Raw genomic sequence first — 22,268 nt, forward strand, 5'->3', positions numbered from 1 at the left:
ACCGGTCACCCGCTCACTGACCGCTTACGACCACTGACCAGCACATCGGACTTACTCATCTAGGCCCTGTCGTCGAACTCCCGTCTGCCGCGCGACGCCATGCACGCACTCTCGCCGCCGGCGGGCGGGGACCCGGCGCTCCCGGTCGTGTACGCCACGACGGCCGATCGGCCGGGCGAGGACGCTCGCCTCTCCGCCCGACCGATCGCCATGCGGTGCCGCGCCGCACGCTACGGCTTCGGGGTGCACGGATCCTTGGAGACGCATTCCGCGAAGTGAATCGAGGAAGTGATGCCGGTCAGTACTCCGTAGGATTTGTAGAGCCGATGCTGGCAGTCCTCCCCTTGGACGTACTCGTCGATCATGAACTTGCGGTACTCGACCATCGGCCGGGTGTAACCGCGCTTCCCCGGCCCCACTTTCAAGGTGTTCGTCACCGTCCTGCCTTTGGAGACGGTCTTGGTGATGTCGTAGCTGGTCTTCGCCTCCACCTTGCCGATCCCCCAGTCCAGGCTGCCGCCGGCCTCGCGGTGATAGGTGGACGAACGCGTCGTGTCGGTCCGGATCGCGTACTTGAGGGTGGAGGTGGTCGAGGCGGCGTTCCTCTTGCTGACCGTCGGGCCGATGCTCTTGTACGTCGGGCGGCCCAACTTGGTCACCTTGAAGTAGAAGACCTCATTGCAGCGAGCCGGTGCCGCCGATGCCGTTCCAGGAATCACGAAAGACCCCAGAACGAGCGAGGACGTCGCGAGGCCCGCGAGGGCCAGATTCCTCTTCACGCGGTTCATTGTTTCCCCCTTCTTCTTCGCGCCGTCGGCATCTCAGGCCGCGGCGCCTGGTCCTTGAGCCGGTGTGGGTGGGCGAGGTCAGCCCGTGGTGTCCCGCTTCCACGGACCGCAGATGTCACGGGCGACAGGAACATCGACGCAGACGCGGTACTTGATCGTCTGGCCGTTGGCGAAGGTGCGGTTGACAATCACGTACGTGCCGCAGCCTCCCTTGTGATTCAGCCTCACCGTGCTCGCTCCGGCCCTTTGGTACTGGGTGTAGACGCTGCGGCCGTCGCAGCTCGTGTCGGAGACCCGGAAGTCGTCGGTGCCGCTCCAGTAGTTCACCCGGCCGCGTTCCGTGCCGTTGGTGTACACCGAGGCATTTCCGGTCGCCGAAACCGGTGCCATGGCCATGGCTGACACGACGCCGGCGGCACAGACGGCCACCGCCGTGCGGGCGAGAGTACGTGTGTACATCGAAAACGAATCCCCCTGTGCTGATAATTGGTTCTCACTCGCTGGCGTACGCGTTTCACGGTAAGTGGCAGCACCATGGATTGCGTTAGCGCTGAGTGCAGGCATGCTTGGCGATGCGTCTACGCCTGCTCTTCGGCAGCAGGGGCCGATGTCCGGAAAACGATGGGCACCATAGGCAGGGAGGGCGGCTCTGCCTACCTTGACCGGGTATGGACACCTTACGAAGAGCCCTCCTCCGGGGCATGGCCGTGGCACCCCTCGCCGCGGCGGCGGGGGAACTGCTCCCGTCGCCGGCCGCGTACGCCGCCGAGACCGCCCGCCGACTCGACCCCGGTGACACCTGGCAGAGGTACTGGGCCGTCATCCAACGCCTGAACGACCGTGCGGCGCGGCAGGGCGATCGGGTCGGCCTCTGGCGGGTGCCGACCAACGAGATCGTACGGAGCAGCCCGCAATACACCGGCACAAGGATCAGCCGGGTGCCCTATCCGGCCGGCCGCCCATCCGACCCCCGGCGCGTCCCGCGCCTGAAGACCGGATTCCGCTGGGAGGGCCCCGACTTCCTCACCCCGAACTGGCGACCCCAGGGCATCACGAGCAACTACGACGCCTTCGGCGGATCCCCAGGCGACACCGTGCTGCTGGTGTCCTGGGACGCCCACCCCGGGGCACGTTCGGAGGGCACGCGGATCAGCCTGGTGCACGTGCCGGCCTCCGGTCCGGTCCGGTACTGGCACGCCCTGCTGGCCGAACCGGTGATGCAGGGCCGGGACCCGGGGTTCCGCGCCGTCCATGTGCACGCGGGCGGTCTGGTCTGGTACGGCAAGTGGCTGTACGTCACCGACACCCGCGTCGGACTGCGGGTCTTCAACCTGGAGAACATGCTGCGGGTCCGGACCGCCGCACGGAACCAGGGCCGCTTCGGGTTCCAGGACGGCTACTACAGCGCCGACGGGTACGCGTACGTCCTGCCCCAGGTGCTGACCTACCGCGACAGGGCAGGCGGCTTCACCTACTCCCAGGTCTCGCTGGACCGCTCGCAGGCGACGCACCGCCTGGTGGTGAGCGAGTGGTCGCAGGACGGCCACCGGCCCAGGATCGCGCGGTGGCCGCTGAACCCGCGAACGGGTCTGCTGGCCAGGGGCACGTCGGGCGTCCCGATCGTCTACCCGGGACCCCGGTCGGTCCAGGGCGCGGTGAGTGTCCGGGGACGCTACTACCTGAACGTCGGCCACGGCGTGAGCGGCAACGGCGAGCTCCGGAGCTGGCGCCCGGCCGGCACCACCTGGGAACTCCCGCCCGGACCCGAGGACCTCAGCTACGACGCCCGCGGTGACGTGCTGTGGACCCTGGGCGAGTACGCGCCCGGGGACGACGACACCCACCCCGGCAAGTACCGCACCAGGTACGTGTACGCCCTGAAACGCTGAAGGGGCACAGAAACCGACGCGGCGCGCCGGCCGGGGCTTCCGTCGGCCGAGGTGGCGTGCGCGTCACCTCGGCGCCGGTGCCGCGGCCGGCGCGGGCGGTGTCGATCCAGCCTTCGGACGGCGTCTTCCGGTCATCACCGGGATCAGGGCGGGGAGCGCGAGCGCGGCGGAGGCCGAGACCACGCCGCCCAGGAGCAGGGTGGAGCGGACGCCCAGGGCGTCCGACACCATGCCCACCAGCGGGGCGCCCACCGGAGTGCCGCCGAGGAGGACCAGGAAGTAGACGGACATGACGCGGCCCCGCAGGTGCGGGTCGGCATGGAGCTGTGTGAGCGCGTTGGCGGTCGTGGTCACGGTCACCGCGGCGAAACCGGTGGGCAGCAGCAGGGCCATGAACGTGCCGTAGCCCGGCATCAGGCCCAGTGCGGTCTCCAGTGCCCCGAAGACGACCGTGGCGGTGACCAGACGGCGTGCCGTGGGTTGCCCGCCGCGGCTCGCCCCGTGGAGCGCGCCGGCGAGACTGCCCAGGGCGTACGCGGCGGAGAGCCAGCCGAAGGCGGCGGCGCCGGTGTGGAAGGCCGTGATCGCCACCAGGGAGATGGTCACCTGGAAATTGAGGCCGAAGGTGCCGACGAAGGCGATCAGGACCAGCGGCAGGAGCAGTCCGGGCGTGGAGGCGATGTGGCGGAAGGCGTCGCGCGGCCGGGTGCGGCTGGGCCGGGGCCGGCCGCGCTCGCCCGGGGCGCCCGCGTCGTCCGTCCTGATGGTGATCAGACCGTAGAGGACGGCCAGGTACGAGGCCGCGTTCACGAGGAACACCGGGCCCGCGCCGAAGGCGGCGACCGCCAGGCCGGCGAGGGCGGGGCCGACGGCGCGGGCCACGTTGAACTGGGCGGAGTTCAGGCTGACCGCGGTGGTCACGAACTCGCGCGCGACCAGTTCGGAGAGGTAGGCGCCCCGGGCGGGGCCGTCCACGGCGGTGGCGGTGCCCAGGGCGAAGGCCAGCGCGTAGACGGACGGCAGATTCACCTCCCCGGTGACGGTCAGCAGTCCGAGCAGCAGCGACTGCGCCCCCATGGCCGTCTGGGTGAGCAGCAGCAGCCGCCGCTTGGGGTACCGGTCGGCGAGGACGCCTCCGGTCAGGCCGAACAGCGTCTGGGGGAGGAACTGTAGTGCGGTCACGATGCCGACCGCGCTGCCGCTGTCGCCGGTGAGGCGGAGGACGAGCAGGTCCTGGGCGGCGCGCTGCATCCAGGTGCCGATGTTGGACGTCAGCTGTCCGAGCAGGTAGCGACGGAAGTTCCGGACGGTGAGTACGGCCTTCACCGGCAGGCGGGGGACCGCGCTCATGACGGTCGGCGGGCGTACGCGCCCGGGGTGGGCACCTCGGCTTCGTCGACGTGGTGGAAGGTCGGGTGGGGGTGCATGAGGAAGCCGTGGTGGGAGATGTTCCAGGCGTAGGCGCCGGCCATGGCGAAGGCGATCCGGTCGCCGACGCGCAGCCGTGCGACCCTGACCCGGCGTGCCAGGACGTCCTTGGGTGTGCACAGCTGTCCGACCAGCGTCACCGGCTCGTCGCGGACCTCTGGCCGGTCCCAGGGGCTCGGCCAGACGTCGTCGGGGATCACCTCGAAGGGCTGGTCGTGCTGTTTCGCGCTCGGGGTGCGCAGATGGTGGGTGCCGCCGCGCAGCACGGCGAACGCCTGGCCGCGGCTGAACTTGATGTCAAGGACCTGGGTGACGTACCACCCGCAGTAGGCGGTGACCGAGCGACCGGGTTCGATCCGCAAGGTGAGACCGGGGTGGCGGGCCAGGGGCAGGCGCAGTCCGGCGCCGAACGCGGGCCAGTCGAACCTCTGGTGCGGGTGCGCGTAGTCGACGCCCATCCCCCCGCCGACGTTCACCTCGGACAGGCGCACGCCGCGACGGTGCGCCGCCCAGCTTTCGGCCCAGGCCAGGATCCCGTCGACGAGCGCCAGGTGGGCCGGGGCCGTGAGGCCGCTGGCCAGGTGGAAGTGGAGGCCGCGCAGCCGGATGCCGGGGACGGGGGCGATCAGCTCCAGGCAGCGGTCCAGCCGCGCGGGGTCCATGCCGAAGGGGCTGGGCCGGCCGCCCATGACCAGGCCGGCCCGGTCGAGATCGACAGGCAGGTCGACGGGGAGGTTGACGCGGAGGAGGACGTCGACCGTCCGGCCGTCCAACAGGCCGGTGAGCAGCCGTAGTTCGTGTGCGCTCTCGATGTGCAGGCGCTCCACTCCGGCGTCGAGCGCGTGGGCCAGTTCCGTCCGTGTCTTGCCGGGGCCCCCGAAGGCGACCGGCGCGTCGGGAAGGAGCGCGCGGACATGGCCGAGCTCGCCGCCGGAGGCCACCTCGAAACCGTCGACGTGACCGGCCAGGGCCCCGAGGATCCGGGGGTCGGCGTTGGCCTTGGCCGCGTACAGCAGCCCGACACGGTCCGGCAGTGCGGCCCGGACGGCGTGGACGTGCTCGCGCAGGGCCGGGAGGTCGTAGAGGTAAGCGGGCAGGTCGTCGTCGGTCAGCCGGACGACGTGGTCCAGCAGGGCGGCCCTCACCGGATCGCCTCGCGGGGGAAGTCCGCGCCGAGGGGGCTGGTCAGGGGGACGTAGGTGGCGTGCCGGTCGGCCTTGCGGGACCAGCGCAGGAGCAGGTTGGCCTTCGCCGGCAGAGGTACTCCGGACAGCAGGGCGCGCAGGCGCGGCGGTTGGCCGGCGGTGCGGGCGTAGGCGTGGAGGTGGTCGCGGACCAGGCCCCAGAGGGCGGGTTCCAGGGCCGGGTCGAGGTCGGCCAGGGCGCCGAGCACTTCGGCCGCGTGGTTGACCAGGAGGCAGTACGCGACCCGGTTCCAGCCGCGTTCCGGGTCGTAGGTGAGGGGACCGCGGACGTCCTCGGGCAGATCCGCGAGGGCGCGCTCGTGGCGCCCGGGCAGGAGCTTGGTGCCCTCCAGGTCGCGGAAGAACATCTGTGCCGGAGTGCCGTCCGCGTGCACGCCCACGACGACGTTCTGGAGGTGGGGCTCGAGTACGACGCCGTGTTCGAAGTAGGCGGCCAGCACCGGTGGCAGCAGCAGCCGCAGGTACGCGTCCCACCAGGCCAGTACGTCCCCGTCACCGCGGGCGAGCAGACGGGAGACGTGCGCCGCGCCGGAGGGGTACTCGTCCGCCACCGCGGCGGCGAGCAGGGGCGTCACCCCGGGACGCAGGTGGCGGCGCAGGCCGGAGCGGACGATGACGCCGAGCCCCTCCAGGAGGGCCGTGTCGCCGGCCACGTCCAGTGTGCGGTAGCCGGGCTCGGCCAGGAGCGCGCACCCGGGGAAGCGACCGGCGAGTCCGGTGAAGACGGGCCGGAGCAGGCGATTGAGGGCGACGGCGCCGGACAGCTCGTAACTGGCGTGCCTGCGAACGCAGTTGGTGAGGCGCACGTTCAGGCTGAACTTCAGGAAGGTGTCGCTCTCGACGTCGTACAGCGTGCGCACCGACGCGGTCGGCACCAGTTCCGGTCCGCTCACCCCGGTGTCGGCCACATCGCCGAGGGCCATGGCCTCGCGCAACGCCTGGTGCTCCCCGAGCAGCCGGAACTGCCAGGGGTGCACCGGCAGGACGGCGAATTCCGGGTCGGTCGCCGGGTGCAGCGCGTCCAGCTCGCGCAGCTCGCCCTCCTCCCGCACGAGGTGGCGGCGCACGGCCAGGTAGCGCAGGCGGAAACGCGCGCCGGTCTCCGGGCCGTACGCCAGCCAGTCCGCCGGGTCGCCGGTGCGGGACTTGGGAGTGGGGTGGAAGCGGTGGCCGAACACCAGGGACTGCTCCGACGCCACGTACGGGTCCGTGTGCGGTGTCGCGCCCGCCCGCTCTTCGAGCGCGGTGCGGATCGTCTCCCGGCTGTCGGCGACCTGGGCGAGGAACTCCTCGTTGGCGACACCCGTGCGCAGTTCCAGTTCGTGCCGGATGTAACCGGCCAGCTCTCGCCAGCTCACGGTCGTCCAGGCGTCGTCGTCGAGCCGCTGTACCGGGCCCTCGAAGCGGTGCGCTCCGATCAGCGAGACCCGGCGCAGCGGGGAACGCAGCAGGATCCCGTGGCGCGGCAGCCGGAGCAGGAGGTGGTCGCCGTCGACCGTCACCTGGTGTTCGGGGGCGGAGACCTCACGGATCAGGCAGTTGAGCAGCGTGTGGGCAGTGACGGTGTCGGCTGTCGTGACGGGCGCGCTCGCGCCGCAGGTGGTGGTGCCGGGGGCAGTGCCGGTGGTCATACGGTCGCTCCAGGGGGACGGTGGTCGGTGTCGGGGTTCAACGGCACGGCGCCAGGGGATTGGGGACGGGCGTCCACCGCGCCCTGCCCGGGTCCTCGGCCAGGCGCATGGCGATGGTCGCCTTCAGGGGCATGGTGTCGCCGAGGAACGCGGCCTCGTCCTCCTGCTCCGGCAGGCCGGCGTACACCCGGCGGCCGGCCTCGGCCACCACACCCCACAGCACTCGTGGATCGGCCCCCCGCGTCCGGCTGAGCACGTCGACCAGCTCGCTGAAGACCCCGCTGATCAGACCGCCGAACAGTTTGGTGCGCAGCGCCTCCACGTCGTCGCCCGCGCGGGTGCCGAGCAGGGGAGGCAGGGTGAAGCCGCAGCGGGCCAGGCGGCGCGGGCTGACCCGTACGCCGTCCAGGTCCCGGTACAGCACCCGCACCGGCCGCCCGTCCCGCAGGACGACGAGGGTGTTCTGGCCGTGGGCCTCCAGTGCCACGCCCATGGACAGCAGCGTCAGCGCGGGCGGCAGGACCAGCCCGGCGAAGTCCGACAGCCAGCGCACCGGGTCCCCCGCCACCACGGCGGCTCCGGTCGCGTGGACGGCGGTGAGCGGAACCGCGATCTCCCCGGCGTCGAGGCAGCACTCGGTCGACTCCCGGACCATCGCCGCGAGGCTCGCCGACGGCTGCCCGTCGACGCACACCGCGCCACCGCCCAGCTCCCGCAGAACGCGCAGGCTTCCGCCGTACCCGGCCTTGTCGACGACGGCCGAGACGAGGTCGGACAGCGGGGGCCCGTCCGCGACCTCGGCCGGGGAGATGGTGCGCCGGTAGTTGGTGACCTGGACGTCGAGGGCGGTCTTGATGTGGCAGCCCGACAGGGCGCCCAGGGGCACCAGGGTGCGCATCGACAGCAGCGGCCGGGCCGGGATCGTCTCCTCCACGACGGCCAGGTCGGGGTGGTGCACGAGCACGTGGTCCCGCTGCCACGGGTGCAGCGGCAGCAGGACCGTGTCGCCGTCCCGCAGGTGCCGCGGCCAGGTCCCGGCCCCCCGCCAGCGGTCGGCCGGGACGCGAAGCAGCGCCAGCCGGACGACCGGGTGGTGCTCGGGTGCGTAGGCGAGCACCTCGGCGATCGACATGCCGGTGCGCGTCCGGCAGCAGGGGTGCTGCGGATGGCCGTCGACGACCGCCTGCTCGGCATCCGCCGAGTCCTCCGGCGCGCCCCTTCCTCCGGCGTTCGCGGCGCGGGCCAAGGCCAGGTTGACGACGCTGTTGTCCAGCTCGGCCGCCAGTCGCTCGGCGGCGGGGGTGCGCAGGTCCAGCTGGGCCAGCAACTCCACCGGCCCGCTGACCGTCCCGTCCGGCCCGGATACGGCGAAGTCGTCGGGCACCTCGGCGAACGGCCGGGCGCTGGACTCGACCGCCGAGAGCGTGCCGCCTCGTCGCAGCTCCACCACCAGGGCGCCGGCGTCCCTGCGGCGCCCGAGGACACCGGGCACGGGTTCTCGCGCGAAGGCCCCCCACAGCCGGCCCAGCACGGTGGCGCGCGCTCCCGGGAGCGCGGTCGTGAAGGGCTCCACCAGGTCCGGGCGCGCGAGGCGTAGTTCGTCAAGGGGCATGGGACATCCCAGGTGCTCGTGGGGGTGCGTGCCGCACGGTGCCCCGGTGGCACCGGCCGTGCGACCGACGCTACGGGAAGACGATCAAGCGAATTGCCAGAGCACATACAGCGGGAATCCCCGGATTCCCGCGATGCTGCCGTTTTCCTCCCCCACCCCCAGTCGATTCCGACGGCAGCGATTTCCTCGTACGCTGTCCGCCCCTGTATCGGTTTCCCGCTGTCGCCTGGGCGACCGCACCCGCGACGCCCGCGGCCTTAACTCCCCGCTTACTCCCCGCTGTCCATGTCCTGGATGTCGTCGTCGCGGCACTCTTCCGCGGTTACGCCGAGCGTGCGGGATCACCGGCTCGGGGGAGGTTCCGGCGTTTGCTCCACACCCTGTGGCAAAGGTCTGTGAGCCTTTCGGCATGCGTGTCTTGCTGATCGAGGACGACGACCGGGTGGCCCTGCCGTTGATGGAGGGACTGCGCCGTTTCGGATTCACCGTCGAACACGCCAGAACGGGGGCCGACGGCCTTGCCGTGCCGGAGGCGGCGATGGTGCTGCTGGACCTGGGGCTGCCCGATATGGACGGCCTCGACGTCTGCCGTGCCATCCGGTCCCGCTCGTCCGTGCCGATCATCATGATCACCGCCCGGGACGACGAGGTGGACCGGGTGCTCGGTCTGGAGCTGGGCGCGGACGACTACGTCTCCAAGCCCTTCGGCGTACGGGAGCTCGTCGCCCGGATCCGTGCCGTCACCCGCCGCGCCCGGCCGGCGGGCGCGGACACCCGCCGTACGGAACCGGATCCCTCGGACGACCCGGCACCGGCCAGGACGCCCGACGTCCAGCGGATCGGCCCGCTGACCATCGACCGCCGCACCCGGCAGGTACGTCTGCACCAGGCACCCGTCGCCCTGGCACCCAAGGAGTTCGATCTGCTCGTCTGCCTCGCGGAGGACCCCGGAGCGGTCTGCTCCCGCCGGCAGATCCTCGACACGGCGTGGGAACCGAACTTCTTCGGACCCACCAAGACCCTGGACGTCCACATCGCCGCGCTGCGCCGCAAACTCGGCGACTCCGCCTGGATCGAGAACATCCGCGGCATCGGCTTCCGCCTGGTCCCACCGGCACACGCCGACACCACGTCCGCCGCGGTGCCGGCGCGCGGGGGAACACCCCGGTGACGCGGCGCCTGCTGCTCAGCCATCTGAGCCTCATGCTGTTCGTCCTGCTCGCACTGGAAGTGCCCTTCGGCGTCTTCTACGCCCGCAGCGAGCTGTCCCGCTTCTCCCACGCGGCGCAGCAGGGGGCGATGACGCTCGCGGAGGTCTGTGAGGACAAGATGGAGCACGGGCTGACGGCCGACCTGCCCGAACTCGCCCGCGCGTACGGGCGGCGAACCGGCAGCCGTGTACTGGTCGCCGACCGCCGGGGCATCGTCCTCACCGACACCGCCGCCCGGACCCTGGCCGGCAAGGATCTGTCCGCCGAGCCGGGCGTCTTCGCCGCGCTGCGCGGCCGTCCCGCCGTCGGCACCCGCAGCGACCCGTCCACGGGCGGCGACGTCCTCTTCGTCACCGTGCCGGGCGGCTCCGCCGCCGCCGTCGCCTGCGTCGTGCGGACCACCTATCTCCTCGGGCCGATCACGGCGAAGGTCCACGCCACCTGGCTGGTCCTCGCGGCTGCCGGGCTCGGCGTCCTGGCCGCCGTCTCCGTGATCGGCTTCGCTCTCGCCCGCTCTGTCACCCGTCCCCTCCAGACCCTCGAACGCGCCACCGCACAACTCGCCGAAGGCCGGATCACCGATCCACCGGCCGCCGACCAGGGGCCGCCGGAGCTGCGCCGCCTCGTCGCGTCGTTCACGAGAACCGCGACCCGGCTCCAGCACCTGCTCCAGGCCCAGCAGGCGTTCGCCTCCGAGGCGTCGCACCAGCTGAAGACTCCGCTGACGGCCCTGCGCCTGCGCCTGGAGAACTTCGAACCGCACCTCGACCCCTGCGCCCACAACAGCCTGGACCAGGCGCTCGGCGAGCTGGAGCGGCTCAGTCGTATGGTGCAGGGGCTGCTCGCGCTCGCCCGGCTGGAGAACTCCGCGATCAGGCCGGAGGCAGTCGATCTCCCTGCCGTCGTGGCCGATCGCGCGGCGATCTGGACGGCCTTCGCCGACGAACAAGACGTCGACCTCATTGTCTCCGGGGCCGCGGCCGTCAGGGTGTGGGCGGTGCCCGGCGCCCTGGAGCAGATCATCGACAACCTGCTCTCCAACGCACTGCGTGTGTCCCCGCCGGGATCCGCCATCACGCTGGCGACCGTCGCTCCCAAGGAAGACAGCCGCACCCCGCCCATGGCCGAGCTGCATGTGACCGACCAGGGACCCGGCATGAGCGAGGCCGAACGGCAGCGCGCCTTCGACCGCTTCTGGCGAGCCGCCGACGCCGACCACGACGGCACGGGCCTCGGCCTGCCGATGGTCCGGCACCTCACCCGCGCCGGCGGTGGCGAGGTCACCCTGGAGGCGGCTCCCGGCGGTGGACTCGACGCCGTCGTCCACCTCCAGCGGGCCGGAAGCCGCACGCACCGGGGCCACCCGGGCACCTGCGTGGACGCGGTCCCCGCAGGCCGTCCCACGCCCGCGAGGTGACCCGGTGTCCGAGGGGGCGTCGTCCTGCCCGGCCTGCGCGGTACGCGGGCGCTCTCTGCGTGTGGCCCGCTGTGCGGGGAACCAGCGGCTCCCGGTCTCATGGCGACGAGGACCGCGTCCGGCAGACAGCGCGGGGCGTGGTCGGGCGGCCGGCCGATGCCGAGCCCCCGGCCGCGGCGTTCCGGCCGCCAGGCCGGCGAGACCGGCGAGACCGGCGAGACCGGCGAGACCGGCAAGACCGGCAAGACCGGCTGGGACAACTCCCAGCGGGCAGCGAACAGATCACTCGGCCTGGCTCACCGCAGGTTCCCCCCGGGCGAGTCCGTCCTCACCGGGAGTGGGCGAGCAGGTAGTCGACCGCCTCGGTGACGTCGTCGACGGTGTGGTGGGGGGTGTCCAGTCCGTCGGGCCAGGTACGACCGCGTACCCATATGGTGCGCAGGCCGGCGCTGTAGCCGCCGGCGATGTCGGTTTCGGGGTTGTCGCCGGTCATCCAGTCGCCGGGGGTGAGCTGGGTGCCGCACCGGGCCGCCGCCAGCTCGAAGAGCCTCGGATCGGGCTTGCGTACGTCGATGTCGCCGGAGGCGGCGATGCCGTCGATCAGGTCGGCGAGCCCGGTGGCGCGTACTTTGGCGCGTTGGATGTCGCTGGCCCCGTTGGTGGCGACTCCGATGCTCCAGCCGGCGTCCTTCAGGCGGGTGAGCGCATCGAGCACGGTGGGGCGGCACGTGACGGCGGACGCCATGCGGTCGATGTAGACGCGCCAGAGGTGATCGCTGCTCTCGGCGATCGGAAAGGCAGCGCGCAGGCGGTCGAAATCGGCGCGGTCGGCGTGGTCGGCGAGTTCGGTCAGCAGCCAGGTCTCGATCTCGGGTCCGTAGCCATGGTCGTGGCTGAGGGTGGTTATGGCGTCGGCGACGGCACTGGTGCGGTCTACCAGGGTGCCGTCCAAGTCGAAGATCGCGAGTCTCACGGGCGGACCCTACCCGGCCGAGTCCGCCGGCAGCCACAGACGAGCCCCGTGACATCGCCCGGCTCACCGACCGTGCGCGGCCGACACCCGCGACGCAAGCGCGCAGGCCGGGGCGGGCGGTGTACGAGGCGGTGCCGCTTCACCGTCTCGCGGACGACTCCTCCGTACGCCTACGCCGCCGTGGCCGGCCCTCGAAGCGGAACGCAGATGAGACTTGGTGATCGTTTCCGCATGGCCGGCGGTCGGATGGCGGCCTGTGGCGTCAGGGACGTCGGTGGCAGAATGCGCACGATGGAGTCGATCCTGCGCGCTGCCGGTGAACTGCTGGATACCGAGCTGACCGGCCCGGTCGACCTGGGTGGCAGCCCGCGCAGCACCGTGTTGCGTTGTGAGACGGCCGACGGCGGCAGTGTGATCGTCAAGGCGTTCAGTAACGAGCCGGAGTCCCTGCGCTGCTTCACGGCTGAGGCCGCCGGGCTGTCGCTCGGGATCGCCGGTCCCGAGGTCTTGGGCGTAGACCTCGATGTTCCCTTGCTGGTGATGGCGGATCTCGGGAACGCACCGACCCTGGCGGACGTCCTGCTCGGGAACGATCCGATCGTCGCAGAAGACGGTTTGCTGGTCTGGGCCCGCGGGCTCGGGAGGCTGGCCGCCCGATCGGCGGACCGGCGCGCCGATTTCAGGCGGCTGTGGTCCCGGTACGACAAGGGCATGCTGTCCTCGGAGGACGAGCCGTGGATCGCGCGGAACGCCGCTGATCTGCTCGCGCTGCTCGACCGCGTCGCCATCGCGGCCCCTTTGGGCCTTGCCGAGGAGCTGACCCGGATCGGGACAGCGGGTGGCGAGGAGTATCCAGCCTTCACCCCGGGTGACACCTGTCCCGACAACAACCTGCTCACCTCGGAGGGGCTACGGCTGATCGACTTCGAGGCGGCCTGCTACCAGTCGGTCTTCCTGACGGCCGCGTACTGCCGGATGCCGTTCTCCAGTTGCTGGTGTGTCTTCACCCTGCCGTCCGAGACGGCCGCGCAGATCGAGCAGGCGTATCGCGCGGAGGTCGTCGGCGTGTACCCCGCACTGGCCGAGGACCAGGTGTGGCAGGCCGGCATGCGGCAGGCCATAGCGGTCTGGACGGTGGACGCGACGGTGCGTCTGCTGCCTCGCAGCACTGTGGAGGACGGGCCGCTCCATCGGACCCGACGTCCAGCCCCGACGAGGCGCCAGGTGCTGAGGCACCGCTGGGAGATGGCGAGCGTGCTGGAGGACTTCCCAGCGCTCACGGAGACGACGCAGTCGCTGCTGCGCGAGGTCGCCGGAGGCTGGGAGGCGACCCCGCTGCCGGGGTATCCGGCTTTCGGGAACCGGGGGCAGGGTGCATTGCCTCAGGACCGGTCGATGTGACGGTTACCGGCTGATGGCGCGCGTCGCGGCAGGATCTGCGGAGTGTGTGCCGACCTTGCCGTATCGGACAGGCCGCCTGGAGTGGGTGAGGCTGTTGTTCGTGGTGGAGTCGGCGGCGGCCGGTCGGTCGTGAGATGCGGTCCGCCGGGGTCTCTCTGCTGACGCGCAGGGAACAAACCGGCTCAAGCAGCTGGTGAAGGAGATGGAGGAGAAGCTGCTGGTCGAGCACCTGGTCCGCATCAGCGCCGCCTGCCCGGACAACCTCAGGGGCATCCGCGACCGCGCCCTGGTCCTCATGCACTTCGCCGTCGCCGGCCGCGAGCACGAACTCGCCTTCAACCGCGTCCGCGACTACTCCGCCGAAACCCCCGCCGGCATCCAGGCCGACCTGCGCGTCTCCAAGGTCCGCCTCCGCGTCGTCCCCGTCCCCTACGGCTCCCGGCCCTCGATCTGCCCGGTCCGTGCCTGGCAGGCGTGGAAGGAGGCCGCCGGCCCCACCGACCCAGACGGCTACGCCTGGCGCCGCCTGCACAACCGCTGGCACACCGTCATTCCCCGCCGCCTTCATGACAGCACCCGGCACCGACAGTCGGCCCGCCGTCGGGATCACCCGTCCGAAAATCGCTGGAGGATACCCAACCGGTGTGCATGGTCAAGGAGTTGGCCGCCCTGGATTGTCAGTGCCGGTCGCTACCGTCGAATGTTGCGCCGAGGAACACCCGGCCCCGCCTGGGGGCACTGCCCCCTTTCACCGCCGAGGACCGCCCGTGACCTACGTACGCCCCCACTACCGCCGCGACGGCACCTACGTCAAAGGCCACAACCGCCGTACCCGGCCGCGCACCGCACAGCCCAGTACGGCACCCCGACGCGCCACCCCGCAGCCCCGTCCGGTCTCCTCCGGACCGACGACCTACGTCCGGTCCTACTACCGCACCGACGGCACCCGAGTGCGCGGGCATCACCGGTCTGTCAGCCCAGGCACCATCGCCGTGGCCGCGGGCACCGGAGGCGGAGGTTTGCTCCTGCTCCTGATACTGCTGGCCCTTGTTGGTGGACCGGGAACCAGCAGCAAGGCCCCGGCCGACACCACGCCATCGCAGTCGGCATCGGTCCCGGCCACTCACCATCGGTAGGACTCGTCCAGCCCCACGGCCCCGCAGAAGAGCACCGACCGTCGCTGCGACCAACATGCACGCCACCGTCCAGGCCGAGGCCCTCAGCCCCACGCTGCTGACAGACCTGGTGCGCGCCGGCGTCGAGGAGGCCGTGGACCTGCGGGCGCTGGAGCGGGTGCGGGCCCGCGCCGAGCGCGAACGGCAGCGGGTGGTGGCGAAGGCTGAGCGGCTGCGCTGACCGTACGGGGCCGGGGCACAGACCCGTGGCTGAGCAGCGTGGTACCCGGTGGCTTCGCCGCCCCCGGGCCCCCGCTGACCCCGTCACTCCTCGGCGCGCGTCCGCATCGTCGTGGTGCAGACCGTGCGCGCCAGGGAGCAACGGGGACGTGGTCGGGACAGTGCGGCCCGGCGGGTGGTGCGGCACGACCCGGCCCGGGGCCGGGTGTGAGTAGTTGCGGCACAGGAAATCCCGGTGAGAACGATCATGGTCATGATCGGCAACGGCGCGCCGGTCTTCTGACCGGACAGCACCGCGCCCCGCCCCTCGGGGAAGGGGCAGGGCGCAGCGGAGAGACGGATCAGCGGTTCGCGCAGATCGCGTACACCGAGATCCCGACGTCGCCGTACTGGTACTGCCGACCGAGGCCGATCCAGCCGCGCCCGTCGTCCGTCGGGAATGAGCCGAGGAGGATCGCGTCCTCGCCCTGGGCCTCCGCGCCCCCGCCGATGGCGACCTTCCCGGCCGGGCAGGCCACCACCCGCCGCTGGAAGTTCGGCACGTTCTCGTTCGGCAGCTTCACCACCTGGTACCCGTCGACCACCGCGGCGGCCGCCCGGGCTGCCTCCGGCTTGGCCGGCGCCTGGCTGTCCGACGCCTGCGCCGCCCACCCGACGCCCGACACAAGGGCCAACGCCAGCGCGCCCGCCCCCAGAGTCTTCAAGCCTCGCATCGTGCTCCTTCACGTCCGGTGATGCCCCGACGACCGGGACCTCATCGCGACCGCCACTCTGCCGGGCCCACACCCCCCAGACCGCCGCGTACGGGGCCAAACGCCCGGATGTGAGGAACGGGGAGCACCGCCGCCCGACATGCGCCCAACGGCCGCCCTCGGGCGCCCCGGCCGTGCGGCCCGGCGGCCGAGCCAGAAATGACAGCGCCCCCCGCTCCAGAGTCGACGCATTGGGGGCGCTGTCGCGTGCATGGCCAGGTTGTCGGCGCGGGCACAGCCGGACCCTAGCCAACCCCAGGGCCCACCCGGCGGGCCCGTCCCATCGGCGGCCCCGCACCGCGACGGAGGCACGAGCCAGCTGCTCGCCCCGCTCGACGAGCGCCGGGCCGCCGCCCTGCTCACCCCGGCCACCTGCAACAACCCCGCCGACGCGTTCGTGCGGCTGCTCATGGTCCTGGACGCCATCCCGGCCGTCCCCGACGTCCGGGTGCGCCGGGTCCGCCTCGCGCGCGTGACCTGGCCTATGCCGCCTGGCTGTGGCTGCTCGGCGCCGACATCGCCCGCTCCCTCGACGGCCAATTGGCCCTCTTGCGTACCTTCCTCGACGCGTACGGGTTCGAGGACGAGGGCCGTCGGGGTTTCGGCGAGCGCGTCGTCGCCCGGGTCGAGGCGGAGCGCGACATGCATGACCGCGCCGGACGCTTCACGAGCCCCGGGTCCTGGCTCCACCTGGAGATCGACTGGCTGAAGGCACACGCGGACACCATCGACAGGTACGTGGAAAGCAGTACCTGACGGTTGGCCGACGGCGCAGCCCCCGGGCCCAGTGCTCCCGGAGGCTGCGTCTTCGCGTGCTGGGTTCCCGTTCGGCGGGCGTCGGCCGTCAGGTCACGCCGGGCTGGGCGTGCCCCTCCTCCGGCAGTTCGACGCGCTCGATGTCGCGGACGATGACGAGGTAGCTGACCACGGCCATGGCGGCGCAGGCGCTGACGAAGGCGAGGGCGAGGTCGAAGGAGCCGGTGGCGTCGAGGATGTAGCCGATGACGAGGGGGGTGACGATGCCGGCGACGGCGCCGAAGGTGTTGAAGAGGCCGCCGGCGAGGCCCGCGATCCGCTTGGGGGCGACGTCCGACATGACGGCCCAGCCCAGCGCGCCCATGCCCTTGCCGAAGAAGGCGAGGGACATGATCAGGACGACCAGCCAGGACGCGGTGACGTAGTTGCAGATGATGATGGTGGTCGACAGCAGCAGGCCGGTGACGATGGGGATCTTGCGGGCGGCGGTGAGGCTGGTGCCGCCCCGTGCGAGGCGGTCGGAGAGCCAGCCGCCCAGGACACCGCCGACGAAGCCGCACAGCGCGGGCAGTGACGCGACGAAGCCGGCTTCGAGGATGCTCATGTCGCGTTCCTGGACCAGGTAGACGGGGAACCAGGTCAGGAAGAACCAGGTGATGGTGTTGATGAAGTACTGGCCCACGAAGACGCCCAGGGTGGTGCGGTTCTTCAGCAGCGTGGAGATGTGGCGCAGATTCTGCCTGCCGGAGGTGGCGCTCCTGGCGCTCATGTCCTCCTCGGCGGTGGGGGCGTCCAGGTCGACCAGGGCGCCGCCACCGCGGATGTAGTCGAGTTCGCCGTCGCTGATGCGCGGGTGGCTGCGGGGGGCGTAGATGACCTTCGTCCACACGAGGGCCAGGACGACGCCGACGCCGCCGACGACGGTGAAGACGTGCTCCCAGCCCATGGCGGTGACCAGCCAGCCCATGAGGGGCGCGAACGCGACGGTGGCGAAGTACTGGGCGGAGTTGAACAGGGCCGAGGCGAAGCCGCGTTCACGGGTGGGGAACCAGGCGGCGACGATACGCGAGTTCCCGGGGAACGAGGGGGCCTCGGCGAAGCCGACGGCGAAGCGCAGGATGAACAGCAGGACGACCGCGGCGCCGGCGAAGAAGCCGATGGCGCCCTGGAGCATGGTGAGCACCGACCAGAGGAAGATCGCGATGCCGTAGACCTTCTTGGAGCCGAAGCGGTCCAGCAGCCAGCCGCCGGGTATCTGGGCGATGAGGTAGGACCAGGAGAAGGCGGAGAAGAGCACGCCGAGCTCGCCCGAGCTGATGTGCAGGTCCTTCTGCATCGAGTCGCCGGCAATGGAGAGGGTGGAGCGGTCCGCGTAGTTGATCGTGGTGACAACGAACAGCATGGCCAGAATCAGGTACCTGATGCGGCCTGCTGTGGCGGTGGCCGTGGGGACGGCGATCGCCGGCTCGTCCTGCCGGTCGAGAGCGGGCATGGTCGGTCTCCTAGACCTAGGTGATGCGGCTGCGCTGCCGCGTGTGGTCCGAGCCACAGAACCGGTGGCTGAGTTGACCGTAGAGACGCTTTCGATTCACGTCCATGTCCAATTTTGTTGCTTGCAATTCACTCCTTGTATGACACGCCTGTGACGGGCACGTGCCGAGCACATGTCCGCCGATGGCCGGCGCCCCGGTCACAGGAGCTGGAGCAGGGCGTGCAGCGCGGGATTGTCGTTGCTTTTGCGCCACACGTAGTCCAGTTCGACCGGCCGCGGATGACCGGGCAGGTGCAGCGGCCGGTACACGACTCCGGTGGGCCGCATCTCGGCCGCCGCCTCGGGAACCAGGGCGATGCCCCAGCCGATGTTGACCAGGGCCAGGATGCTGTGGACCTGGCTGAGGTACTGGGTGAACACCGGCCGTACCTGCGCGCTGCGGAAGGTGGTGAGCAGCAACTCGTGGAAGTAGCGGGCCTCTGTCGGGGAGTACATCAGGAAGTCCTGGCCGTCGAAGGCCGACAGCTCCATGGGTCCGTCGTCGGCGGCCAGGGCGTGGTCGGCGGGCAGCGCGGCCACCAGCCCTTCCCGGACCGCGGTGCGCGCGGTCAGGTCGGGACCTACTGCGGACGGGCGGATGAGCCCGAGGTCGAGCGAGCCCTCGCTGAGCGCCTCCAACTGGTCGCGGGTGACGAGCTCGTGCAGCAGTATCTCCACCCGCGGCAGCGCGCGACGGGCGCTTTCCAGCAGCTCACCGAGGGCGGAGTAGGCGCTGGCGGCCGTGAACCCGATGGCGATCGAACCCGCCTCTCCCGTGGAGACCCGCCGCACCGCCAGGGCGGCATGCTCGGCCTGGCGCACGATACGGCGCGCTTCGGCGAGGAACGAGCGGCCCGCCGGCGTCAGCCGCACGGTCCGGTTGGTGCGGTCCAGCAGCTTCACCCCCAGCTCGCCCTCCAGGAGCTGGATCTGCCGGCTCAGCGGGGGCTGGGTCATGCTCAGACGCTCCGCAGCCCGCGTGAAGTGCAGCTCCTCCGCCACGGCCACGAAACACGTCAGCTGCGTCAATGTGAACAATGATGCTCTCCTTGTATCGCCACATCCAAAACTTATGTTGGACGTGAATCGATCGCGACCGTAGCGTCGGACCCATCCGACACGGCGCTCCCGCCCCGCACGCCCGTCCGCGGCAGTGGAGAGCAGCCACAGGAGAGACGCACCATGGCACAGACCCGCCGTGATCGCCCGATCGATCGCCGCAGACAGTACCCCTGCGGACGCTTCCCGTAGCAGCCAGGACCTCTCCAGGCCGCACACGGGCGGACCACGTCCCCCACCCGGCCGACCGCCCCCGCCGCACGTTCGCACGCCGGGCCGCCGCGCATCCTCATCCGGCCCGCACCCGTCCAACCCGCGCCAACCCAGGGACACGAAGTGGTGACCACGACGAACACGACAGCGCACGCCGCGCCCACCGCAGGCGAAGCCACCCTCGACCGCATCGCCTGGCTGCGCCTGTCCTCAGTCACGCTGCCGCTGGCCACACCGATCAGTGACGCCAAGGTCTTCACCGGCCGTCAGAAGCCGATGACGGAGGTGGCCTTCCTCTTCGTCGAGATCGTCACCGAGCAGGGACACGAGGGCATCGGCTTCAGCTACTCCAAGCGCGCCGGCGGCCCCGGCCAGTTCGCGCACGCCCGCGAGATCGCCGACAACCTGATCGGCGAGGACCCCAGCGACATCGGAAAGATCTGGACCAAGCTCGTGTGGGCGGGCGCCTCCGTGGGCCGCAGCGGCCTCGCCACCCAGGCCGTAGCCGCCTTCGACGTCGCCCTGTGGGACCTCAAGGCCAAGCGCGCCGGCCTGCCCCTGGCCAAGCTGCTCGGCGCCCACCGCGACTCCGTGCGCTGCTACAACACCTCCGGCGGCTTCCTGCACACCCCCACCGAACAGGTCCTGGACAACGCCGGCGCATCCCTGAGCAACGGCATCGGCGGCATCAAGATCAAGGTCGGGCACCCGGACGGCAAGTACGACCTGGCCCGCCTCACCGCGGTACGCGAACACATCGGCGACGACGTGCCGCTCATGGTCGACGCCAACCAGCAGTGGGACCGCCCCACCGCCCAGCGCCTGGGCCGCGCCATGGAAGAGTTCGGCCTCGTCTGGATCGAGGAACCCCTCGACGCCTACGACGCGGTCGGCCACGCAGCGCTCGCCTCGTCCCTGGACACCCCCGTCGCCACCGGCGAGATGCTGGCCAGCGTCGCCGAACACGTCGAGCTGATCCGCCACAACGCCTGCGACATCATTCAGCCCGACGCCCCCCGCATCGGCGGCATCACCCAGTTCCTCAAGCTCGCCGCCCTCGCCGAGCACCACCAGCTCCAGCTCGCCCCCCACTTCGCCATGGAGATCCACCTCCACCTGGCCGCCGCTTACCCCATCGAACCGTGGGTGGAGCACTTCGACTGGCTGGAGCCGCTGTTCAACGAGCGCCTGGAGATCCGCGACGGACGCATGTACGTCTCCTCCCGGCCCGGCCTCGGCTTCACCCTCAGCGACCAGGCCCGCGCCTGGACGATCGCCTCGCACGAAGTGGGCTCCCGCCCCTGACGGACGGATTCCTCGCCGGCCGCAGAGTTCCGGCTGCGGCGGACGCCCAGTCCCGGCGCGGGCGGCACGCGTAACGGACAGCCGCGCTGCCCGCGCCGGTACCGCCCGTCCCGGCCGGCCATGTCACTCGGGCCGGCACCTCCCGCAGCCCACCCCACCCCACCCACCCCTGCGTCCTTCAGGAGCGGCACACCCATGACGTCCTACACCCCCGCGGAACTGCGCAGCCGCCTCGGCTCCGGACTGCTGTCCTTCCCCGTGACCCACTTCAGGGACGACCTGTCCTTCGACGAGGACGCCTACCGCGAGAACATCATCAGGCTGGCCAAGTACGACGTCGGCGGCCTCTTCGCGGCAGGCGGCACCGGAGAGTTCTTCTCCCTCACCCCCACCGAGGTAGAGCGCGTCGTCACCGCAGCCGCGGACAGCGCCCCCGACGACACCCCCATCCTCGCCCCGGCCGGCTATGGCACCACCACCGCCACCGAGTTCGCCGCCGCGGCCGAACGGGCCGGCGCCGACGGCATCCTCCTCTTCCCGCCCTACCTCACCGAGGCCGGCCAGGAAGGTCTGGCCCGCCACGTCGAAGCCGTCTGCCGCTCCACGTCCCTCGGTGTCGTCGTCTACAGCCGCGCCAACGCCGTCTACTCGGCCGACACCATCGCCCGCCTCGCCGAGACCTGCCCCAATCTGATCGGCTACAAGGACGGCGTCGGCGACATCGACACCATGACCCGCATCTACACCCGCCTCGGCGAACGCCTGACCTACATCGGCGGCCTGCCCACCGCCGAGACGTTCGCCCTGCCCTACCTGGAACTCGGCGTCACCACCTACTCCTCGGCGATCTTCAACTTCCTGCCCGACTTCGCCCTCGACTTCTACACCGCCGTCCGTGAACGCCGCCACGACGCCGTCATCCGCATGCTGACGGACTTCGTGCTCCCCTACACCGAGATCCGCAACCGGCAGCCCGGCTACGCGGTCAGCATCGTCAAGGCAGGCATGACCGCCACCGGACACAGCGCGGGCCCCGTCCGCCCGCCCCTGACCGACCTGAGCGCGGCGGAGCTCGACGAGCTCACCCGGCTGATCGCCGGACTGCCCACCGCCACGGCCTGACCCCCGCCCCCAAGGGGACACCGCCTTCCCTGAGCGACCGTGTTCACTGCAACGACGGATGCAGACTCTCGCGTGCGCTCCACGGTTCCCTGTCCACGCCCTCACCGTCCAGCGTCATCGCAGCGAAGACCCCCAAGGCCCCCGAGAACACACTCAACAGCAAGCGGGCCCAGTACGGGACGACATCGAGCAGGAACGGTACGGCCAGGAGGGCGCCGACCGCCGCGATGCCAAGGTGCCAGCCGTGCACCTTGGCGAAGTAACGGGACGGCCGGGGAAGAGGTGTGACGGTGAGAGCGGTGTCGGTCCGGTACACCGGTGCCGCACCCTCACGCAGGTAGTGCGCGTAGTCCTCCTCGTGCGTCACGCCCCACACCACATGGCCGGAGTCGGAGACGAAGGCGGCGGAGACCTTGCGTTCCTTGTCCGTGCCCGCGATGTCCCGCCATCGGGTCGGCCAGCACAGCCAGCCGCCGTGCCCCACGAGCCGGGCGGCGGCATGGGTGAGGTGCTTCTCGCTGACGATGACGCTGTGACCGGCGTGCGTGGTCCGGAGCCGGACGGCCCGTTGGCTGCCGGTCTCGTCCTCGGGTACCAACTCGATGAAACAGCTGGATCTG

Annotated in this window: 19 protein-coding genes; 8 read left to right on the forward strand and 11 right to left on the reverse strand. The window is 71.2% G+C overall.

Annotated elements, in window-relative coordinates; genetic code table 11:
- Positions 1–230 precede the first annotated feature (230 nt).
- Positions 231–788, reverse strand: a complete 558-nt coding sequence (locus tag IE294_RS34900; RefSeq protein ID WP_189892876.1) for a hypothetical protein — start codon at positions 786–788, stop codon at positions 231–233.
- A 78-nt stretch (positions 789–866) separates the two neighbouring features.
- On the reverse strand, positions 867–1,247 hold the full coding sequence (locus tag IE294_RS34905) for a hypothetical protein (protein WP_189892878.1): 381 nt from the start codon (positions 1,245–1,247) through the stop codon (positions 867–869).
- A 242-nt stretch (positions 1,248–1,489) separates the two neighbouring features.
- Here IE294_RS34905 and IE294_RS48055 point away from each other — a divergent pair, with 242 nt between their 5' ends.
- Positions 1,490–2,677 carry a hypothetical protein gene (locus IE294_RS48055; RefSeq protein WP_229917599.1) on the forward strand — a complete coding sequence of 396 codons (1,188 nt, stop codon included), beginning with the start codon at positions 1,490–1,492 and terminating at the stop codon, positions 2,675–2,677.
- Positions 2,678–2,740: 63 nt separating this feature from the next.
- Here IE294_RS48055 and IE294_RS34915 read toward each other — a convergent pair whose 3' ends face one another.
- From IE294_RS34915 to IE294_RS34930, 4 genes are read right to left on the reverse strand one after another with little or no spacing between them, the layout of a single operon-like run.
- On the reverse strand, positions 2,741–4,027 hold the full coding sequence (locus IE294_RS34915) for an MFS transporter (RefSeq protein WP_229917600.1): 1,287 nt from the start codon (positions 4,025–4,027) through the stop codon (positions 2,741–2,743).
- On the reverse strand, positions 4,024–5,250 hold the full coding sequence (locus IE294_RS34920) for a type III PLP-dependent enzyme (RefSeq protein ID WP_189892880.1): 1,227 nt from the start codon (positions 5,248–5,250) through the stop codon (positions 4,024–4,026). The genes IE294_RS34915 and IE294_RS34920 overlap by 4 nt, the downstream gene beginning before the upstream one ends.
- Positions 5,247–6,941 carry an IucA/IucC family protein gene (locus IE294_RS34925; RefSeq protein ID WP_189892882.1) on the reverse strand — a complete coding sequence of 565 codons (1,695 nt, stop codon included), beginning with the start codon at positions 6,939–6,941 and terminating at the stop codon, positions 5,247–5,249. The genes IE294_RS34920 and IE294_RS34925 overlap by 4 nt, the downstream gene beginning before the upstream one ends.
- 37 nt (positions 6,942–6,978) lie before the next feature.
- Positions 6,979–8,553 (reverse strand): IucA/IucC family protein, encoded by a 1,575-nt coding sequence (locus IE294_RS34930; protein ID WP_189892883.1) that lies wholly within the window; start codon positions 8,551–8,553, stop codon positions 6,979–6,981.
- A 409-nt stretch (positions 8,554–8,962) separates the two neighbouring features.
- Between IE294_RS34930 and IE294_RS34935 the strand changes: the two genes are divergently transcribed.
- Both IE294_RS34935 and IE294_RS34940 read left to right on the forward strand, forming a co-directional pair.
- Positions 8,963–9,724 (forward strand): response regulator transcription factor, encoded by a 762-nt coding sequence (locus tag IE294_RS34935; RefSeq protein WP_189892886.1) that lies wholly within the window; start codon positions 8,963–8,965, stop codon positions 9,722–9,724.
- A complete protein-coding gene (locus tag IE294_RS34940) occupies positions 9,721–11,181 on the forward strand; it encodes a sensor histidine kinase (RefSeq protein WP_189892887.1) in 1,461 nt (486 codons plus the stop codon). Before IE294_RS34935 ends, IE294_RS34940 begins: the two co-directional genes overlap by 4 nt.
- Positions 11,182–11,509: 328 nt before the next feature.
- On the opposite strand, the gene IE294_RS34945 is transcribed toward IE294_RS34940, so the two are convergent.
- Complete coding sequence (locus tag IE294_RS34945; RefSeq protein ID WP_189892889.1) at positions 11,510–12,154, reverse strand: HAD family hydrolase; 645 nt, start codon at positions 12,152–12,154, stop codon at positions 11,510–11,512.
- A gap of 291 nt (positions 12,155–12,445) precedes the next feature.
- Between IE294_RS34945 and IE294_RS34950 the strand changes: the two genes are divergently transcribed.
- The gene (locus tag IE294_RS34950; protein ID WP_189892891.1) at positions 12,446–13,555 is read left to right on the forward strand and encodes a hypothetical protein; all 1,110 of its coding nucleotides are present in this window, start codon (positions 12,446–12,448) and stop codon (positions 13,553–13,555) included.
- A 1,191-nt stretch (positions 13,556–14,746) separates the two neighbouring features.
- Positions 14,747–14,911, forward strand: coding sequence for a hypothetical protein (locus IE294_RS34955; RefSeq protein ID WP_229917601.1), 165 nt, complete (start codon positions 14,747–14,749; stop codon positions 14,909–14,911).
- Positions 14,912–15,251: 340 nt separating this feature from the next.
- Here the strand turns inward: IE294_RS34955 and IE294_RS34960 are convergent, their stop codons facing one another.
- The gene (locus IE294_RS34960; protein WP_189892893.1) at positions 15,252–15,623 is read right to left on the reverse strand and encodes a hypothetical protein; all 372 of its coding nucleotides are present in this window, start codon (positions 15,621–15,623) and stop codon (positions 15,252–15,254) included.
- A gap of 579 nt (positions 15,624–16,202) precedes the next feature.
- On the opposite strand from IE294_RS34960, the gene IE294_RS34965 reads away from it, so the two are divergent.
- Positions 16,203–16,418, forward strand: a complete 216-nt coding sequence (locus IE294_RS34965) for a hypothetical protein (protein WP_229917603.1) — start codon at positions 16,203–16,205, stop codon at positions 16,416–16,418.
- 88 nt (positions 16,419–16,506) lie between these two features.
- Here the strand turns inward: IE294_RS34965 and IE294_RS34970 are convergent, their stop codons facing one another.
- Positions 16,507–17,910 (reverse strand): MFS transporter, encoded by a 1,404-nt coding sequence (locus tag IE294_RS34970; protein WP_229917605.1) that lies wholly within the window; start codon positions 17,908–17,910, stop codon positions 16,507–16,509.
- 198 nt (positions 17,911–18,108) lie between these two features.
- The gene (locus IE294_RS34975; RefSeq protein ID WP_189892895.1) at positions 18,109–18,987 is read right to left on the reverse strand and encodes a LysR substrate-binding domain-containing protein; all 879 of its coding nucleotides are present in this window, start codon (positions 18,985–18,987) and stop codon (positions 18,109–18,111) included.
- A 357-nt stretch (positions 18,988–19,344) separates the two neighbouring features.
- Between IE294_RS34975 and IE294_RS34980 the strand changes: the two genes are divergently transcribed.
- Both IE294_RS34980 and kdgD read left to right on the forward strand, forming a co-directional pair.
- Positions 19,345–20,526 (forward strand): L-talarate/galactarate dehydratase, encoded by a 1,182-nt coding sequence (locus IE294_RS34980; protein ID WP_189892897.1) that lies wholly within the window; start codon positions 19,345–19,347, stop codon positions 20,524–20,526.
- A gap of 195 nt (positions 20,527–20,721) precedes the next feature.
- Entirely contained in the window at positions 20,722–21,648 is a 927-nt protein-coding gene (gene kdgD, locus IE294_RS34985) for a 5-dehydro-4-deoxyglucarate dehydratase (protein WP_189892898.1), read from the forward strand.
- Positions 21,649–21,691: 43 nt separating this feature from the next.
- On the opposite strand, the gene IE294_RS34990 is transcribed toward kdgD, so the two are convergent.
- Positions 21,692–22,246 carry a hypothetical protein gene (locus tag IE294_RS34990; RefSeq protein WP_189892900.1) on the reverse strand — a complete coding sequence of 185 codons (555 nt, stop codon included), beginning with the start codon at positions 22,244–22,246 and terminating at the stop codon, positions 21,692–21,694.
- Positions 22,247–22,268: the final 22 nt, after the last annotated feature.

Source organism: Streptomyces canarius (genome assembly GCF_014650735.1).
Taxonomy (GTDB): Bacteria; Actinomycetota; Actinomycetes; order Streptomycetales; family Streptomycetaceae; genus Streptomyces; species Streptomyces olivaceoviridis.

Excerpts from the sequence above, each read along its gene's own strand:
- IE294_RS34970 (WP_229917605.1), bottom strand. The coding sequence starts at position 17,910 with ATGCCCGCTCTCGACCGGCAGGACGAGCCGGCGATCGCCGTCCCCACG.
- IE294_RS34935 (WP_189892886.1), top strand. The coding sequence starts at position 8,963 with ATGCGTGTCTTGCTGATCGAGGACGACGACCGGGTGGCCCTGCCGTTG.
- IE294_RS34905 (WP_189892878.1), bottom strand. The coding sequence starts at position 1,247 with ATGTACACACGTACTCTCGCCCGCACGGCGGTGGCCGTCTGTGCCGCC.
- IE294_RS34915 (WP_229917600.1), bottom strand. The coding sequence starts at position 4,027 with ATGAGCGCGGTCCCCCGCCTGCCGGTGAAGGCCGTACTCACCGTCCGG.
- IE294_RS34955 (WP_229917601.1), top strand. The coding sequence starts at position 14,747 with ATGCACGCCACCGTCCAGGCCGAGGCCCTCAGCCCCACGCTGCTGACA.
- IE294_RS34900 (WP_189892876.1), bottom strand. The coding sequence starts at position 788 with ATGAACCGCGTGAAGAGGAATCTGGCCCTCGCGGGCCTCGCGACGTCC.
- kdgD (WP_189892898.1), top strand. The coding sequence starts at position 20,722 with ATGACGTCCTACACCCCCGCGGAACTGCGCAGCCGCCTCGGCTCCGGA.
- IE294_RS34950 (WP_189892891.1), top strand. The coding sequence starts at position 12,446 with ATGGAGTCGATCCTGCGCGCTGCCGGTGAACTGCTGGATACCGAGCTG.
- IE294_RS34930 (WP_189892883.1), bottom strand. The coding sequence starts at position 8,553 with ATGCCCCTTGACGAACTACGCCTCGCGCGCCCGGACCTGGTGGAGCCC.
- IE294_RS48055 (WP_229917599.1), top strand. The coding sequence starts at position 1,490 with ATGGCCGTGGCACCCCTCGCCGCGGCGGCGGGGGAACTGCTCCCGTCG.
- IE294_RS34925 (WP_189892882.1), bottom strand. The coding sequence starts at position 6,941 with ATGACCACCGGCACTGCCCCCGGCACCACCACCTGCGGCGCGAGCGCG.
- IE294_RS34960 (WP_189892893.1), bottom strand. The coding sequence starts at position 15,623 with ATGCGAGGCTTGAAGACTCTGGGGGCGGGCGCGCTGGCGTTGGCCCTT.